Origin of the sequence: Variovorax jilinensis, assembly GCF_030316885.1 — a bacterium.
Taxonomy (GTDB): domain Bacteria; phylum Pseudomonadota; class Gammaproteobacteria; order Burkholderiales; family Burkholderiaceae_C; genus Variovorax; species Variovorax jilinensis.
Window position 1 is genome coordinate 449,482 of sequence record NZ_JASZYQ010000003.1, and the last position, 14,965, is coordinate 464,446.

The window sequence follows — 14,965 nt, forward strand, 5'->3', positions numbered from 1 at the left end:
CGGCGAGGCTCAGCAATCGGCGGCGCGGCCCCAGGGGGGCGCCTGCTCGAAACCCGCGATCCAGGCCGGCACCTCGGCCGCGGCGAGCGGCTTGGCGATGCCGTAGCCCTGGCCGAGCGTGCATCCCAGCGCCAGCAGCGCGCTGCCGTGGGCGATCGACTCCACGCCTTCGGCGATGGTCTGGCGACCGAAGCCGCGCGCCATCACGAGAATGCCGCGGATGATGGCCTCGTCCTCGGGGTCGTCGAGCATGCCGCGCACGAAGGACTGGTCGAGCTTGAGCGCCGACACCGGCAGGCGGCGCAGGTAGGTGAGCGAGGAATAGCCGGTGCCGAAGTCGTCCATCACGACCGGCACGCCGAGCGCCGAGCAGGCGCCGATGAACGCCGACACCGCGGCGAAGTCCTTGATCGCCGTCGTCTCGAGGATCTCGAGCTCGAGCACGCCGGGCTGCAGCTGCGGATGGCGCGCGAGCTGAACGCCCAGCCGCTCGATGAAGCCGGGCCGCAACAGGTGGCGCGGGCTGATGTTCACGCTGACCGAAGTCCGCACGCCGGCGGCCTGCCATTCGGCCGCCTGGCGCAGCGCCTCGCCGATGGCCCAGTCGCCGAGCTGCTCGACCACTTCGTAGTCGTCGATCTGCGCCACGAAGGCGCCCGGCTGCAGCAACCCGCGCGTCGGATGATGCCAGCGCACCAGCGCCTCGAAGCCGATCACGCGGCCGCAGCGCATGTCGACCTTGGGCTGGAAGGCGAGCAGGAACTCGTGCCTGGCGAGGCCGGCCACGATCTGCTGGCGGATCGCGACGCCCTCCTCGTCCTCGCGCGCCTGCCCGGCGTCGAAGAAATGCACCTGGCTGCCGCCCGCGCGCTTGGCGAAGAAGACCGCATGGCGCGCATGCTGCAGCATGACCTCGGTCGGCTGCTCGCCGCGCGGCATCAGCGCCACGCCCACGCTGGTGCGCAGCTGCGCCGAGCCGTCCTGCAGCCTGAAGGGATGAGCGAGCCGCGCAAGCACCTGCGCGAGCAATTCCTCGGCCTGTGCCTTGTCGTCGACCGCCAGAAGCAGCGCGAATTCGTCGCCCCCGACACGCGAGACGCTTGCATTGCCGGGCACCCCGGCCTTGAGCCGGCGCGCCACTTCGCGCAGCACCGCATCGCCTTCGAGCGGACCGAACTTGTCGTTGATGTCGCGAAAGCGGTCGAGGTCCAGATAGCAAACGGCCAGCAGCGGCCCGCCGGCCCTCGCGAGCGGGGTGGCCGGTGCCAGCTCCTGTGTCGAAGGCACGCGGTTGGGCAGCCGGGTGAGCGCGTCGTGGCGTGACAGCAGATCGAGCCGCTCGCCGCGCGCACGAACCGCCGTCGGCGTGAAGGACCACAGCGCGCAGCGATCTTCCATGCGCTCGCCGCGCAGGTCGGCCTGCACGTCGCGGCCGTTCCGGCCCTTGAGCCCGACCCGGCGGCCGTCGACCGCGCCGCGCGCAGGCAGCTTGAGCGACCGGATCACGGAGACGGGAAGGATGTCTTCGAACGGCATGTCCGTCAGGGCGCCCGACGGGTATTCCAGCAAGGTGTGGGCATCTTCGTCGGCCCAGAGGATCAGTCCGTCGCAGATCTTGAGATGTCCGACGAGGGTGCGGGTTGGCATGCCGCTATTGTTCCCTCAAAAGCGGCGCCGAATCGCCGGCGGAGCCGGCGCGCGACACTTTCAGCGCAGCGAGGCGCCGCGGATGGTGTCTGCCGACTTCTTGATCTGGTTGACCATCTGGCGCTGCAGAGGAGAAGGCGAGCGATGGCTGAGCACATCGATCAGCCACCCTCCGGCCACCACGATTGCCAGTACGCCAAGGGTCACGACCTCTGAGTCCATGATGCGCTCCCGAATTCAAACGAGTCCACACTTTGCGCTCATGACGCGCGCAAGGGAATCGGCCGAATGGCGGGTGTTGCAAGCCGACTGAAATGTGACTTAGTTCCTTGGCGGAATGCCGCCCGCGACTGCGGGCCGGCCTCAGGACTTGCCGCCCAGGCGCTGCAGGTCGATGTCGGCGAGCTTGCCCGGGACCGTCACGAGTCGCAGCGCCTCGGCGGCTGCGATCGGACTGCCGCGCGCCAGGAAGCGGATCTGGTAGTTGCCGATGCGGATCTCGTCGCCGTTGTAGAGCACCGTGGCCTCGATCCGCTGGCCGTTCACGAAGGTGCCGTTGTGGCTCTCGAGATCACGGATGGACATGCCGTCGCCGGCCGCCTCGAACACCGCATGGGAGCGGCTCACCAGCGGATTGTCGAGCACCAGGTCGCAGCTGTCGGCCCGGCCGACCACGAAAGGCGTTGCCGTGATGTTGATCTGCTTGGCCGAGCCGCTCTTTTGCAGCACGATCAGTCTTGTCATTCTTCTTCCTCCAGCTTCAGGGAGCGCAACCTCGTCCGGATCCATGAGCACGTTCCGGGCCGCAGTCTCATCCATCCGCTCTATGCCGCTCTGGGGAGCGTGCGCATCATCCGATATTGTGTCGCAGCCGCGACTGCATTGGCGACGCCGCTAGAAGGCCGGCAGGTCGGTGGTGAACATGCAGGAGTCGGGTTCGTTGGGGGACGAGGAAGCGGCGCCGGTCCAATAGTCGGCCGGGCCGCTCTCTCCGATGCCGACGGGCGCCAAGGGCCGGCCGAACGGCGCGACGCCCTGTAGCACCCGCAACGCCGCCGCACCCTGGATGAGGGCCTCGGCGTAGTCGGAAAGGCCCCGGGTCGAGCAGTCGATCGGGCGAAATCCCAGGCACATCTCGGATTCGACGGCAGTTGCCTCCATCAGGACCCAGTGGAATTCACCGGGCTCCAGTTCGAGAACAGTCAGCGAAACATCACGAAGTGCCACCGAAAAACCTTTGCAAGCAAGATGGCCGTGATTGTTGGTGGCAGGCAGCAAAACGCCAAGGCACTTTTGCACGGTGCCTTGGCGCTGCGGTTTGCGGGAGCGGCACTAAGTCTCGGCCGGCCGCCCTGCGGGCGTCTTCGATCAGCCCAGTCGGACCGGCACGAAGATCTTGTTGCCGTCGCGCTGGATCAGCAGGGCCACGGTCTTGTCGGCCTTGGCCACCGCCTCGCGCACCTGTTCGACGCTCTTGGCCGGCGTGCCGTTGATGGCCAGCAGCACGTCGCCGGTCTGTACGCCCGCGATGGCGGCCGGGCCGCCGACGTCGGCGATCAGCAGGCCGCCATCGACCGCCGCTTCACGCTGTTCCTGCGGCTGCAGCGGACGCAGCGCGAGGCCCAGCTTGCCCTGGTTGGCGCCGCTCTCCTCGTTCTTGGCCACGGTCTTGCTCTTTTCCTCGGCATCTGCGAGCTTGGCCGAGACTTCCTCGCGCGAACCCTGGCGCCAGATCTCGAGCGTCACCTTGCTGCCCGGCTTGCGCTGGCCGATCATGGCCGGCAGGTCGCCCGAGGCCACCACGGCTTCGCCATCGACCTTGCGGATCACGTCGCCCGAGCGCAGGCCGGCCTGGTCTGCCGGGCCGCCCTTCTCGACGTTCGACACCAGCGCGCCTTCGGGCTTGTCGAGCTTGAAGGAATCGGCGAAGGCCTGGTTCACTTCCTGCACCGCGACGCCCAGGCGCGCATGCGTGGCACGGCCGGTGGCGACGATCTGGTCCTTGATGTTCATCGCGACCTCGATCGGGATCGCGAACGACACGCCCTGATAGCCGCCGCTGCGGCTGTAGATCTGGGAGTTGATGCCCACGACTTCGCCGCGCGTGTTGAGCAGCGGGCCGCCCGAGTTGCCCGGGTTGATCGCCACGTCGGTCTGGATGAAGGGCACATAGCCGTCGTCCGGCAGCGAACGGCCCTTGGCGCTCACGACGCCGGCGGTCACGGTGTTCTCGAAGCCGAACGGCGAGCCGATCGCCAGCACCCATTCGCCGGCCTTCAGCTGCTTGGTGCTGCCGACGGCGAGGACCGGCAGGTTCTTGGCCTCGATCTTGAGCACGGCGACGTCGGTCTTGGCGTCGGAGCCCAGCACCTTGGCGCTGAATTCGCGGCGGTCGGTCAGCTTGACCGTCACTTCCTTGGCGTCCTTCACGACGTGGGCGTTGGTCAGGATGATGCCGTCGGCGCTCAGGATGAAGCCCGAGCCCTGGCCGCGCACGGGCATTTCACGCTGCTGCTGCGGCTGCTGGCCGCGCGGGCCCTGGCCGCCGCCGAAGCGACGGAAGAATTCGTTCATCGGATCGTCCGGATCCATCTGCGGGCCGCCCTGGGCGCCGGCGGTCTTGGTGCTGCCGGTGACGCTGATGTTGACCACGGCCTGGCCATCACGCGCCGTGATGGTCGAGAAGTCGGGCATGGTGACGAGGGGGGTCGCGGCGCCGGAGACGGCAGCGGCGGACTCCGCCGGCGCGGCAACGGCGCGGGCGCTGGTATAGGCCCCGGTGCCGACGGCACCGATCACGCCGGCGGCAGCCAGCGAAAGCACGAGGGCGCGAGGCGAGGTCAAACCGGTTTTCATCAGGAATCCTTTCGAGGGTAAGAGAAGAGCACGAAAGGAATGTCGGTCCCGCGCCTTAAGCGCGGCTTAAAGCGCCCGACGGGCTTCAGGTCGGGAAGCGCACCACCACCCGCAGGCCGCCGAGGGTCGAGCGGTCGAGCGAGAGCGCCGCCCCGTGCAGGTCGGCGATCGACTTGACGATCGACAGGCCCAGGCCGCTGCCGGGGGCCTTGGCGTCGGCGGAGCGGTAGAAGCGGTCGAGCACGCGCCCGCGCTCGCTCTCGGGCAGGCCCGGCCCGCTGTCGTCGACGCTGAGCTCGGCCACGCCGGCCCCGGCCATGATGCCGACATCGACCCGGCCGCCGACCGGCGTGAACTTGATCGCGTTCTCGAGCAGGTTGCGCAGCAGCATCCGCAAGGCCTCGGCCTGGCCCCGCACCAGGAGCGTGTCGTCGTCGTGCGCGATGCCGATGTCGATGCCGCGCGCCTGTGCGGCGGCGACCGTGTCCGAGATCGCGAGCCGTGCCACCTCGCTGAGCCGCACCGGCCCGGGCAGCGCACCGGACGCGGCGCTCGCCTCGTGCCGCGCCAGCGCGAGCATCTGCTCGACCAGCCGGGTCGCGCGGTCGATGCCGGCGGCCAGCCGGGTCGCGGCCAGCTCGCGCGCGGCATCGTCGCCTGCTCTCTGCAGGCCCTGCACCTGCAGCTTGAGCGCGGCCAGCGGCGAGCGCAGCTCGTGGGCGGCATCGGCGACGAAGTGCTTCTGCGCCTCGAAGGCGTGCCGCACGCGCGCGAACAGCAGGTTGAGCTCGCGCACCAGCGGGCGCACCTCCTCGGGCAGATCGGCCTCGCTGAGCGGCGACAGGTCGTCGGCCTGGCGCGCCGCCACCTGCCGCCGCACCCGCGCCACCGGCGCCAGCGACAGGCTCACGACGAGCCACACCACCAGCATCAGCAACGGCGCCGCGAGCACGATCGGACCCACCGTGCGCAAGGCCAGCGTGCCGGCCATGCGCTGGCGCGCGCGCATGTCCTGCGCCACCTGGATCACGAGTGCGCCGGTGGCCATCGAGAACACGCGGTAGGTGGTGCCGCGCGCCTGCACGGTCGAGAAGCCGAGCACCGCGCGTTGCGGCAGCGCCGCCTGCGCTGCCGACTCGAAGATCCGGACGCCGTCGAGGGTCCAGACCTGCACGATGAACTCGAAGTTGTCCTCGCCGCCGCCGAGCCCACCGACCGCCGAACTCGGTGGCAGGCCGGCGCGCAGCGACATCGCCATCTGCTGCATGTGGTGGTCGAAGATGTCGTCGGCCTCGTCGAGCACCGCGCGGTAGGCCACGAAGGCCTGGGTGCCGGCGGCCAGCACGATGGCCGCGAGCAGGAACCACAGCAGCCGCGCCCGGAGCGACTTCATTCCTTGGGAACCATGTAGCCCACGCCGCGCACGTTGCGGATCAGGTCGGCCCCGAGCTTCTTGCGCAGGCCATGGACATAGACCTCGACCGCGTTGCTGCTGATCTCGTCCTTCCAGCTGTAGAGCTTTTCCTCGATCTGGGCGCGCGACAGCACCATGCCCGGCCGGGCCAGCAGCGGCTCGAGCACCGCCCATTCGCGCGCCGACAGCATGACCGGCTGGCCGCCGACCGTGACTTCGCGCGTGGCGGGATTGATGCTCACGCCCAGGTGCTCGTAGACCGGCTCCGCCCGGCCGGCCGCGCGCCGCAGCAGGGCCCTGATGCGGGCCAGGAGTTCGTCGAGGTCGTAGGGCTTGAGCACGTAGTCGTCGGCGCCCGCGTCGAGGCCCTCGATGCGCTGCTGCACCGAATCGCGGGCGGTGGCGATGAGCACCGGCATGCGCTGCTTGCGGGCGCGCAGCGAACGCAGCACGTCGAGGCCGTCGCGCTTGGGAACGCCGAGGTCGAGCAGCACCAGGTCGTACTGCTGCGTGCGCAGCGCGGTGTCCGCCGCCTCGCCGTCCTTGACCCAGTCCACCGCGTACTGCTCGGCGCGCAGCAGGTCGAGCACGGCTTCGCCGATCATGAGGTCGTCTTCGAGCAGCAGAAGTCGCATGTTGGAGTCGTCCGGGAAGGGGCGGTGACGATGGTAGCGGCGAATCGGGCGCCGCTCACAGCAGCGAACGCAGTTCGCGGGCGGCTTCGAACAGCAGGGGCAGCAGGTCGCGGCGCAGCGCTTCTTCCTGGTGGCGGCCCCCCGAGAGCACCACGTTGAGGGCGGCCACGGTGCGCCCCTGCATGTTGCGCAGCGGCACCGCGAGCGCCTGCACGCCGATCTCGTGCTCCTCGCTGGCAAAGCAGAAATCGTCCTTGCGCGCCTGCGCGATGCGCTGGCGCAGCGCCCGCGCCTGGGTCACGGTCTGGGGCGTCAGGCGCGACAACCGGCCCGCCTTGAGCCACTGCGTGAGCTCGGCCGGCGTCAGCGCCCCGAGCAGCACGCGGCCGGTGGAGGTGGCGTGCGCAGGCAGGCGAGCGCCCAGGTGCAGCCCGTAGGCCAGCACGCGCGTGGGCGCGCCGTAGCTGCCGCTGCGCGCGACGATGACCACTTCCTCGCCGTCCAGCACCACGGCCGAGAACGACTCCTGGGTCTGGGCCGCGAGCCGGTTCAGCGTCGGCTGCAATGCCCGCGGCAGGCGCGACGACGCCAGGTAGCTGCCCGAGAAGCGCAGCACCTTGGGCGCCATCCAGAAATAGCTGCCGTCGGTCTCGAGATAGCCCAGGTGGGCCAGCGTCAGCAGGTGGCGCCGGGCGGCCGCGCGCGTCAGTCCGGCGCGCTCGGCCGCCAGCGTGGCATTGAGGCGCTGGCGCTCGGTGTCGAAGCTCTCGAGCACGGCCATGCCCTTGGCGATGCCTTCGATGAAGTCCGGCTTGGCGATGGTCATTGAATGCGGGTTGCGGCTGCGAACTGCTGCGCGATCATCGCGCAGAAGCTCCCATGATCGCACAACGCGCGCCGGCCGACCCCCACCAGGCAGCCCCATCGCCCTAAGCTGCGCACTCCACACAACGAGAGACGAGAACATGCGAACCCAGGTAGCCATCATCGGAGCCGGCCCGGCGGGCCTCCTGCTCGGCCAGCTGTTGCACAAGGCCGGCATCGACAACGTGATCGTCGAGCGCCAGAGCGGCGACTACGTGCTCGGGCGCATCCGCGCCGGTGTGCTGGAACAGATCACGATGGACCTGCTGGCGCGCGCCGGCGTCGACGCGCGGGCCCGCGCCGAAGGGCTGCCGCACGAGGGCATCGAGTTGCTGTTCAAGGGTGCGCGCCACCGCATCGACCTGCACGGCCTGACCGACGGCAAGCAGGTCACGGTCTACGGCCAGACCGAGGTCACGCGCGACCTGATGGAAGCGCGCCAGGCCGCCGGCCTCGTCACCATCTACGAGGCCGGGTCGGTCAGCCTGCACGACTTCGACTCCGCCAGGCCGCGCGTGCGCTACCAGAAGGACGGCGCCAGCCACGAGATCGAATGCGACTTCGTCGCGGGCTGCGACGGCTACCACGGCGTCAGCCGCGCCAGCGTGCCGGCCGACGCGCTGCGCACCTACGAGAAGGTCTACCCCTTCGGCTGGCTCGGCGTGCTGGCCGACGTGCCACCGGTGTCGCACGAGCTGATCTACGCAAACACCCAGCGCGGCTTCGCGCTGTGCAGCATGCGCAGCGAGACGCGCAGCCGCTACTACGTGCAGGTTCCGACCGACGAGAAGGTCGAGAACTGGAGCGACGACGCGTTCTGGAACGAGCTGCGCCTGCGGCTCGACCCCGAGGCGCGCGAGCGGCTCGTGACCGGGCCTTCACTCGAGAAGAGCATCGCGCCGCTGCGCAGCTTCGTGGCCGAGCCGATGCGCTTCGGCAGCCTGTTCCTGGCCGGCGACGCCGCCCACATCGTGCCGCCGACCGGCGCCAAGGGCCTCAACCTGGCGACCGCCGACGTGGGCTACCTGTCGCGCGCGCTGGAGATCTTCTATGCCGACAAGTCGGCCTCGGCGCTCGACCGCTACTCCGACCTCTGCCTTCGCCGGGTCTGGAAGGCCGAGCGCTTCTCCTGGTGGTTCACCTCGCTGATGCACCGCTTCCCGGACACCGGCGACTTCGGCCAGAAGATCCAGGAAGCCGAGCTCGACTATCTGGTGCACTCGCGCGCAGCCTCGACCTCGCTGGCGGAGAACTACGTCGGATTGCCGCTGGAAGATTTCTGAGACTTTGCGGGACAGACCAAGAATCGCGCAGCGGTTTTTGCTCTGTCCCCAACTGATCAAGATTGCGGGACAGCCCAGAAGGTGCGCAGCGCCTCTTGCTCCGTCCCCCTCTGACTAGTCAGCCGCCATCAGCTTCCACATCCGGTCCGCCGTCAGCGGCATGTCCAGGTGCGGCGTCCGGGCCGCCATGCCGTTGCGCGCCAGCGCATCGGCCACCGCATTGACCACGGCCGGCGTGGCGCCGATGGTGCCGAGCTCGCCCACGCCCTTGACGCCCAGCGGGTTGTTCTTGCACGGCGTCGATTCGTCCATCTCCATGCGGAACATGGTGGCCAGGATGTCGGCGCGCGGCGCCGCGTAGTCCATCAGGCTGCCGGTCAGCGGCTGGCCGGTCTCGGTGTCGTAGACCACGCGCTCGCACAGCGCCTGGCCGATGCCCTGCACGGCACCGCCCTCGAGCTGCCCGCGCACGATCAGCGGATTCACGACCCGGCCGACGTCGTTGACCGACGCATAGGTCAGCACGCTGATCTCGCCGGTCGGCGGATCGACCTCGACCTCCGCGATATGGCAGCCGTTGGGCCAGGTGGGGCCGGACACGGTGCTGGTGGAGTCGACGAAGATCTGGCCTTCGGGTTGCTTGCCGGCCAGCGTGAACAGATCGAGCTTCAGGTCGGTGCCCGCCACCTTGAAGACGCCGGCCGCATATTGGATGTCCTCGGCCGCCACCTCGAGTTCGGCGGCCGCCAGTTCGCGGCCCTTGTCGATGGTGCGTTCGGCACCCACGCGCACCGCCGAGCCGCCCGTGAACAGCGATCGCGAGCCGGCGCTGCCGAAGCCGTCGCCGCGGTCGGTATCGCCCAGCACGATCTGCACCTGCTCGATCGGCACGCCGAAGGCATCCACCACCAGTTGCGCCAGCGTGGTCGCGATGCCCTGCCCCATCGCGTTGACGGCCGAGAAGACCTCGATGATGCCGTCGGGCCGCACCGCGACCGTCACCCGCTCCTCGAACACGTTGCCGCCCGTCCACTCGAGGAAGGTCGCGATGCCGAGGCCGCGAAGGCGTCCGGCCTTCTTCGACTCGGCCGCGCGTGCGTCGAAGCCATGCCAGTCGGCCAGCGCCAGCGCCTGGTCCATCACCGACTCGAAGGCGCCGGTGTCGTAGACCTGCTGCATCGGGTTCTTGTAGGGCATCTGCGCCGGACTGATGAAGTTGCGCCGGCGCAGCTCGATGCGGTCGATGCCGGTCTGGCGCGCAGCCTCGTCCATCAGCCGCTCGATCGTGTAGATGGCTTCGGGGCGCCCGGCGCCACGGTAGGCGCCGGTGGGCGCCGTGTGGCTCAGCACGGCCTTGAAATGGAAATCGATGGTCTGGATGTCGTAGACGCTGGTCTGCACCCAGGGGCCGATCAGCAACTGGATCGCGACGCCGGTGCCCGTGGCGTAGGCGCCGACGTTCGCATGGGTCCTGATGCGCAGGCCGAGGATCTTGCCCTGGTCGTCGAGCGCGAGCTCGGCCCGGGCCTCGATGTCGCGACCGTGCGAGCTCGAGAGGAACTCCTCGCTGCGATCGGCCACCCACTTGACCGGTCGTTGCAGCGCGCGGGCGGCGTAGGCGACCGCGATGTCCTCCGGATAGGCGCCGGTCTTCATGCCGAAGCCGCCGCCGACGTCGCCGACCACGACGCGCACTTTTTCCTTCGCGAGCCCGATGGCGGCACAGACCGAATCGCGCACGCCCGAAGGCATCTGGGTGCTCATGCGGATCGTGATGCGTTCGGACGCCGTGTCGAAGTCGGCCAGCACGGTGCGCGGCTCGATCGTGAGCGCCACCACGCGCTGATTGACGAAGTCGAGTGCCACCACGTGGGCGGCCTTGGCGAAGGCCGCGGCCGTGGCTTCGGCATTGCCGTGGCGCATCTCGGCGGCAATGTTGCCCGTGGCCGGCGCCCAGACCTGCGGTGCGTCATCGGCGATGGCGCCCGGCAGGTCGACCACCATCGGCAGCGACTCGTAGTCGATCAGCACGGCCTCGGCCGCATCGCGCGCCTGGGCCATCGATCCGGCGATCACCATCGCCACCGGTTCGCCCACGAAGCGGACGGTGTCGAGCGCCAGCACATGGCGCGGCGGGGTCGCGCAGTCGCTGCCGTCGGCGCGCTTGAAGCCCGCGGCGCCCGGCATGGGCTTGACGTTCGCGGCGTTCAGGTCAGCACCGGTGTAGATGCCGAGCACCCCGGGCATGGCCGCTGCCGCCGAGGTGTCGATCGACCCCACACGCGCGTGCGGGTACGGCGAGCGCACGAAGCACAGCCAGGCCTGGCCCGGAAGCGAGAAGTCGTCGGTGTAGCGGCCGCCGCCTTCGAGCAGCTTCTCGTCCTCGAGCCGTCGAACGGCCTGTCCGCTGCCGAAGCGCATGGGATTCGTCTCAGTTGTCACCGTGGTCCTTTGGAGTCTTGATCGTGGGCGCCGAGAGCGCACCGACGACTATAGGGATTTCCGGGCCATTCGGCAGATCGCGCCGGGCCGAACCCGAAGCCGTGTATACCTCCAGCCATGCAACTTCCATGGCTCGACCCCGGCGATCCGCTGCCCGACGCCGCGCTCGCCTGGGGCGAATCCGACCCCGTGCCCGGCCTGCTGGCTGCGGGCGGCGGACTCGACGTGAGCAGCCTGCTGCAGGCCTACGGCAACGGCATCTTTCCGTGGTTCAGCGAGGGCCAGCCGATCCTCTGGTGGAGCCCCGATCCGCGCATGGTGCTCGAGACGTCGCGCTTCACCCTGCATCGATCGCTGCGCCGCGCGCTCGTGAATTTCCGCCAGACCGAAGGCTGCGAGATCCGCTTCGACCATGCCTTCGAGAGCGTGATCGCGGCCTGCTCGGGTGCGCCCAGGGTCGGCCAGGCGGGCACCTGGATCCTGCCCGAGATGGTGGCCGCCTACGGCGCGCTGCATCGCGCCGGCCATGCCCATAGCGTCGAGACCTGGATCGACGGCGAACTGGCGGGCGGCCTCTACTGCGTCGCCATCGGCCGCGCCGTGTTCGGCGAATCGATGTTCACCCGCCGCACCGATGCGTCGAAGATCGCGCTGGCGGCGCTGGTCGCCTTCTGCCGCAGCTACGGCATCGTCCAGATCGACTGCCAGCAGAAGACCGGCCACCTCGCCAGCCTCGGCGCGCGCGAAATGCCGCGCGCGCGCTTCCTGGCGCAGGTCGCGCAGGCACGCACGGAGCCGGGGCCTGCGTGGCGCTTCGAGCCCGTATACTGGAACGAACTCCTGCCCGCGCGAACCTCCCTTCCGACGTGACGCACCTCAAGGACCTCCCGCTCCACACGCTGCAGTTCTACGCGACGGCACCCTATCCGTGCAGCTACCTGCCGGACCGGCAGGCCCGCTCGCAGGTCGCGACGCCCAGCCACCTGATCCACAACGACGCCTACTCGGACCTGGTCCTGAGCGGCTTCCGGCGCAGCGGCATGTTCACCTACCGCCCCTACTGCGACGGCTGCAACGCCTGCGTGCCGCTGCGCGTGCTGGCCAACGCGTTCAAGCCCGGACGCAGCCAGCGCCGCGCGATGGCCCGTCACAGCGACCTGCAGGCGCGCGTGCTCAAGCTGTGCTTCGTGCCCGAGCACTACCAGCTCTACCTGCGCTACCAGAACGGCCGCCATTCGGGCGGCGGCATGGACCACGACAGCATCGACCAGTACACCCAGTTCCTGCTCCAGAGCCGGGTCAATTCGCGCCTGGTCGAGTTCCGCGAGACGCTGCCGGACGGCAGTGCCGGTGCGCTCAAGATGGTGTCGATCCTCGACGTGCTCAACGACGGCCTGTCGGCGGTCTACACCTTCTACGAGCCCGAGCCCGGGGCGGGCTACGGCAACTACAGCGTGCTGTGGCAGATCGAGCAGGCACGCAAGCTCGAACTGCCTCACGTCTACCTCGGCTACTGGATCGAGGGCAGCACCAAGATGAACTACAAGGCCCGCTACGCACCCCACGAAGTGCTGATCGATGGCCGCTGGCAACCGTCCGGTCATTTCACCAAGTAAAATGGCAACCGGTCTCCCACCGCGTTGCACATGAGAAAACCACAATCCGACGTTCCAGCCACGCCCGTGATCCAGGTCATCGAGCGGATGTTCGCCCTCATCGACGTGCTGGCTTCGCGTGAAGAAGCGATCTCGCTCAAGGAGATCAGCGAAAAGACGGGCCTGCACCCGTCGACCACCCACCGCATCCTCAACGACCTGGCCGTCGGCCGCTTCGTCGACCGACCCGAGGCCGGCAGCTACCGGCTGGGCATGCGCCTGCTCGAGCTCGGCAACCTGGTCAAGGGCCGGCTCAACGTGCGCGATGCGGCGCTCACGCCCATGCGCGAGCTGCACAAGCTGACCCAGCAGCCGGTGAACCTCAGCATGCGCCAGGGCGACGAGATCGTCTACGTGGAGCGCGCCTACAGCGAGCGCTCGGGCATGCAGGTGGTGCGCGCCATCGGCGGCCGGGCGCCGCTGCATCTCACCTCCACCGGCAAGCTGTTCCTCGCGGTCGACGAGCCGCAGCGCATCCGCAGCTACGCCACCCGTACTGGGCTGGCCGGCCACACGCGCAACAGCATCACCCAGTTGCCGGCACTCGAACGGGAGCTGTCGAAGGCGCGCCAGTACGGCATCGCGCGCGACAACGAGGAACTGGAACTGGGCGTGCGCTGCATGGCCGCCGGCATCTACGACGACCAGGGCAAGCTGGTGGCCGGGCTGTCGATCTCGGCGCCGGCCGACAGGCTCGACGAAGGCTGGCTGCCCAAGCTGCAGGCGACCGCGAACGAGATTTCCGGCGCGCTGGGCTACAAGGCTGAGCAGGCGGCGGCGGCCTGATCCAACGAAAAACGCCGCCCTGAAGGCACAACGAAAAACGCCGCCCTGAAGGCGGCGTTCCGGGTGCGATGTGCAGCCTCCTAGCTCGCGGCGTGCACGTAGGCAGCCTGCTGCAGTCCGTTGGGATGAGCCATGTGATTGGCTTCGACCCAGCGGCGGACGCGCTCGGCATCGCCGATGCGGCTGAACTTGCCGGCCGAATCCAGGAACACCATGATCAGCTTGCGGCCCGCGATCTTGGTCTGCATCACGAGGCACTGGCCGGCCTCGGAGATGTAGCCGGTCTTCTGCACGCCGATGTCCCAGTCGGGGCTCTTGACGAGTCGGTTGGTGGTGTTGAACTGCAGCGTCCGGTTGCCGACCTCGACCTGGTATTCCGGCGAAGTGGAAAGCTGGCGCACCGTCGCGTCGGCGTAAGCGGCGTTGACCAGCAGCGCCAGGTCCTGCGCGCTCGACTGGTTGCGGCTCGACAGGCCGGTGGGTTCGACGTAGCGGGTGTCCTTCATGCCGAGCATCTTGGCCTTGGCGTTCATCACGCTCACGAAGGTGGCGAGGCCGCCGGGATAGGTGCGGCCCAGTGCGTGGGCGGCGCGGTTCTCGCTGGACATCAGCGCCAGGTGCAGCAGTTCGCCGCGCGGGAGCGTGCTGCCCACGGTCAGGCGCGAGCGGCTGAACTTCTCGGTGTCGACGTCGTCCTGCGTGATCATGATCATCTCGTCGGCCGGCAGCCGCGCCTCGCTGATCAGCAGGCCGGTCATGAGCTTGGTCAGCGATGCGATCGGCAGCACCGCGTGGTCGTTCTTGCTGAACAGCACTTCCTGCGTGTCCTGGTCGATCACGAGCGCCACGCTCGACTTGAGGTCGAGCGCATCCTCGGTGCTGTGCAGGCCGGCCATCTGGCCGAAGGACTGGCGCGCCGGCGCCTCGGCCACCCGCACGATCGAGCGACGCTGCACCGCGACCACGGTCTTGCCGTTCTTCTGGCGGATGGTGGCCACCACGTTGCGGCCGCCGCTCACGCTCTTGTCGGCCTTGTCGGCCTTGCCGGCCCTGGACGTCTTGTCGCCTGCCGAGGTGCCGCGCTTCGAAGCCGGCGCTGCCGCCGTCTTGCTGCCCTTGCCCTTGGCGTCCGCGCTCACCGCGGTCTTCTTGGCGCCGGAGGCCTTCTTTTCGGCCGCCGCATGGGCGCCGGGCAAGAAAAACGCCGTGGCGCAGAGCACGACGGCGGCGAGGCGAAAGGCGGGAAGAAACCGCTGGCTGGAAACTCGGTAGAAACGGGCTTCAGGCATCAAAAACTCTCCAGCGGCGATAAAAGGTGACCGCAGTGTAAACGAAATCGAAAAAGACACGCAATATCAGTTACTTGCGCTCTTTTCTTCGATC

General features: G+C 68.9%; 14 protein-coding genes. 4 read left to right on the forward strand and 10 right to left on the reverse strand.

The annotated features are described in order from the left end of the window. Window positions 1–9: 9 nt before the first annotated feature. From QTH87_RS13615 to QTH87_RS13650, 8 genes are all read right to left on the reverse strand, one after another. Window positions 10–1,647 carry a putative bifunctional diguanylate cyclase/phosphodiesterase gene (locus QTH87_RS13615; RefSeq protein WP_286609701.1) on the reverse strand — a complete coding sequence of 546 codons (1,638 nt, stop codon included), beginning with the start codon at window positions 1,645–1,647 and terminating at the stop codon, window positions 10–12. A gap of 60 nt (window positions 1,648–1,707) precedes the next feature. After that, window positions 1,708–1,869: a hypothetical protein gene (locus QTH87_RS13620; RefSeq protein ID WP_286609703.1), complete on the reverse strand. Its 162-nt coding sequence runs from the start codon at window positions 1,867–1,869 to the stop codon at window positions 1,708–1,710. Window positions 1,870–2,010: 141 nt separating this feature from the next. Then, the gene (locus tag QTH87_RS13625; protein ID WP_286609704.1) at window positions 2,011–2,391 is read right to left on the reverse strand and encodes an FHA domain-containing protein; all 381 of its coding nucleotides are present in this window, start codon (window positions 2,389–2,391) and stop codon (window positions 2,011–2,013) included. Window positions 2,392–2,541: 150 nt separating this feature from the next. Next, window positions 2,542–2,925, reverse strand: coding sequence for a hypothetical protein (locus QTH87_RS13630; protein ID WP_286609705.1), 384 nt, complete (start codon window positions 2,923–2,925; stop codon window positions 2,542–2,544). Window positions 2,926–3,015: 90 nt separating this feature from the next. Next, entirely contained in the window at window positions 3,016–4,503 is a 1,488-nt protein-coding gene (locus tag QTH87_RS13635; RefSeq protein WP_286609707.1) for a Do family serine endopeptidase, read from the reverse strand. A gap of 85 nt (window positions 4,504–4,588) precedes the next feature. Beyond that, on the reverse strand, window positions 4,589–5,896 hold the full coding sequence (locus QTH87_RS13640; protein ID WP_286609708.1) for an ATP-binding protein: 1,308 nt from the start codon (window positions 5,894–5,896) through the stop codon (window positions 4,589–4,591). Beyond that, the gene (locus QTH87_RS13645; protein WP_286609710.1) at window positions 5,893–6,552 is read right to left on the reverse strand and encodes a response regulator; all 660 of its coding nucleotides are present in this window, start codon (window positions 6,550–6,552) and stop codon (window positions 5,893–5,895) included. Before QTH87_RS13645 ends, QTH87_RS13640 begins: the two co-directional genes overlap by 4 nt. A 55-nt stretch (window positions 6,553–6,607) precedes the next feature. Further along, window positions 6,608–7,378 (reverse strand): IclR family transcriptional regulator domain-containing protein, encoded by a 771-nt coding sequence (locus QTH87_RS13650; protein WP_286609711.1) that lies wholly within the window; start codon window positions 7,376–7,378, stop codon window positions 6,608–6,610. A 139-nt stretch (window positions 7,379–7,517) separates the two neighbouring features. Here QTH87_RS13650 and pobA point away from each other — a divergent pair, with 139 nt between their 5' ends. Next, the gene (gene pobA, locus QTH87_RS13655; RefSeq protein ID WP_286609713.1) at window positions 7,518–8,699 is read left to right on the forward strand and encodes a 4-hydroxybenzoate 3-monooxygenase; all 1,182 of its coding nucleotides are present in this window, start codon (window positions 7,518–7,520) and stop codon (window positions 8,697–8,699) included. A 114-nt stretch (window positions 8,700–8,813) separates the two neighbouring features. Here the strand turns inward: pobA and QTH87_RS13660 are convergent, their stop codons facing one another. After that, entirely contained in the window at window positions 8,814–11,141 is a 2,328-nt protein-coding gene (locus QTH87_RS13660; protein ID WP_286609716.1) for a xanthine dehydrogenase family protein molybdopterin-binding subunit, read from the reverse strand. Between the two features lie 117 nt (window positions 11,142–11,258). On the opposite strand from QTH87_RS13660, the gene aat reads away from it, so the two are divergent. Genes aat through QTH87_RS13675 form a run of 3 tightly spaced genes read left to right on the forward strand, consistent with a single transcriptional unit; the run spans window position 11,259 to window position 13,582 of the window. After that, entirely contained in the window at window positions 11,259–12,011 is a 753-nt protein-coding gene (gene aat / locus QTH87_RS13665) for a leucyl/phenylalanyl-tRNA--protein transferase (RefSeq protein ID WP_286609717.1), read from the forward strand. Beyond that, window positions 12,008–12,757, forward strand: a complete 750-nt coding sequence (locus QTH87_RS13670; RefSeq protein WP_286609719.1) for an arginyltransferase — start codon at window positions 12,008–12,010, stop codon at window positions 12,755–12,757. Before aat ends, QTH87_RS13670 begins: the two co-directional genes overlap by 4 nt. 30 nt (window positions 12,758–12,787) lie before the next feature. Next, entirely contained in the window at window positions 12,788–13,582 is a 795-nt protein-coding gene (locus tag QTH87_RS13675) for an IclR family transcriptional regulator (protein WP_286609721.1), read from the forward strand. Window positions 13,583–13,662: 80 nt separating this feature from the next. Here QTH87_RS13675 and QTH87_RS13680 read toward each other — a convergent pair whose 3' ends face one another. Beyond that, window positions 13,663–14,871, reverse strand: coding sequence for a serine hydrolase (locus QTH87_RS13680; RefSeq protein WP_286609723.1), 1,209 nt, complete (start codon window positions 14,869–14,871; stop codon window positions 13,663–13,665). Window positions 14,872–14,965 lie beyond the last annotated feature (94 nt).

Bases quoted from the DNA above. Each gene is read 5' to 3' on its own strand.
- QTH87_RS13675 (WP_286609721.1), top strand. From the start codon at position 12,788: ATGAGAAAACCACAATCCGACGTTCCAGCCACGCCCGTGATCCAGGTC.
- aat (WP_286609717.1), top strand. From the start codon at position 11,259: ATGCAACTTCCATGGCTCGACCCCGGCGATCCGCTGCCCGACGCCGCG.
- QTH87_RS13615 (WP_286609701.1), bottom strand. From the start codon at position 1,647: ATGCCAACCCGCACCCTCGTCGGACATCTCAAGATCTGCGACGGACTG.
- QTH87_RS13680 (WP_286609723.1), bottom strand. From the start codon at position 14,871: ATGCCTGAAGCCCGTTTCTACCGAGTTTCCAGCCAGCGGTTTCTTCCC.
- QTH87_RS13625 (WP_286609704.1), bottom strand. From the start codon at position 2,391: ATGACAAGACTGATCGTGCTGCAAAAGAGCGGCTCGGCCAAGCAGATC.
- QTH87_RS13645 (WP_286609710.1), bottom strand. From the start codon at position 6,552: ATGCGACTTCTGCTGCTCGAAGACGACCTCATGATCGGCGAAGCCGTG.
- QTH87_RS13650 (WP_286609711.1), bottom strand. From the start codon at position 7,378: ATGACCATCGCCAAGCCGGACTTCATCGAAGGCATCGCCAAGGGCATG.
- QTH87_RS13620 (WP_286609703.1), bottom strand. From the start codon at position 1,869: ATGGACTCAGAGGTCGTGACCCTTGGCGTACTGGCAATCGTGGTGGCC.
- QTH87_RS13640 (WP_286609708.1), bottom strand. From the start codon at position 5,896: ATGAAGTCGCTCCGGGCGCGGCTGCTGTGGTTCCTGCTCGCGGCCATC.
- pobA (WP_286609713.1), top strand. From the start codon at position 7,518: ATGCGAACCCAGGTAGCCATCATCGGAGCCGGCCCGGCGGGCCTCCTG.
- QTH87_RS13635 (WP_286609707.1), bottom strand. From the start codon at position 4,503: ATGAAAACCGGTTTGACCTCGCCTCGCGCCCTCGTGCTTTCGCTGGCT.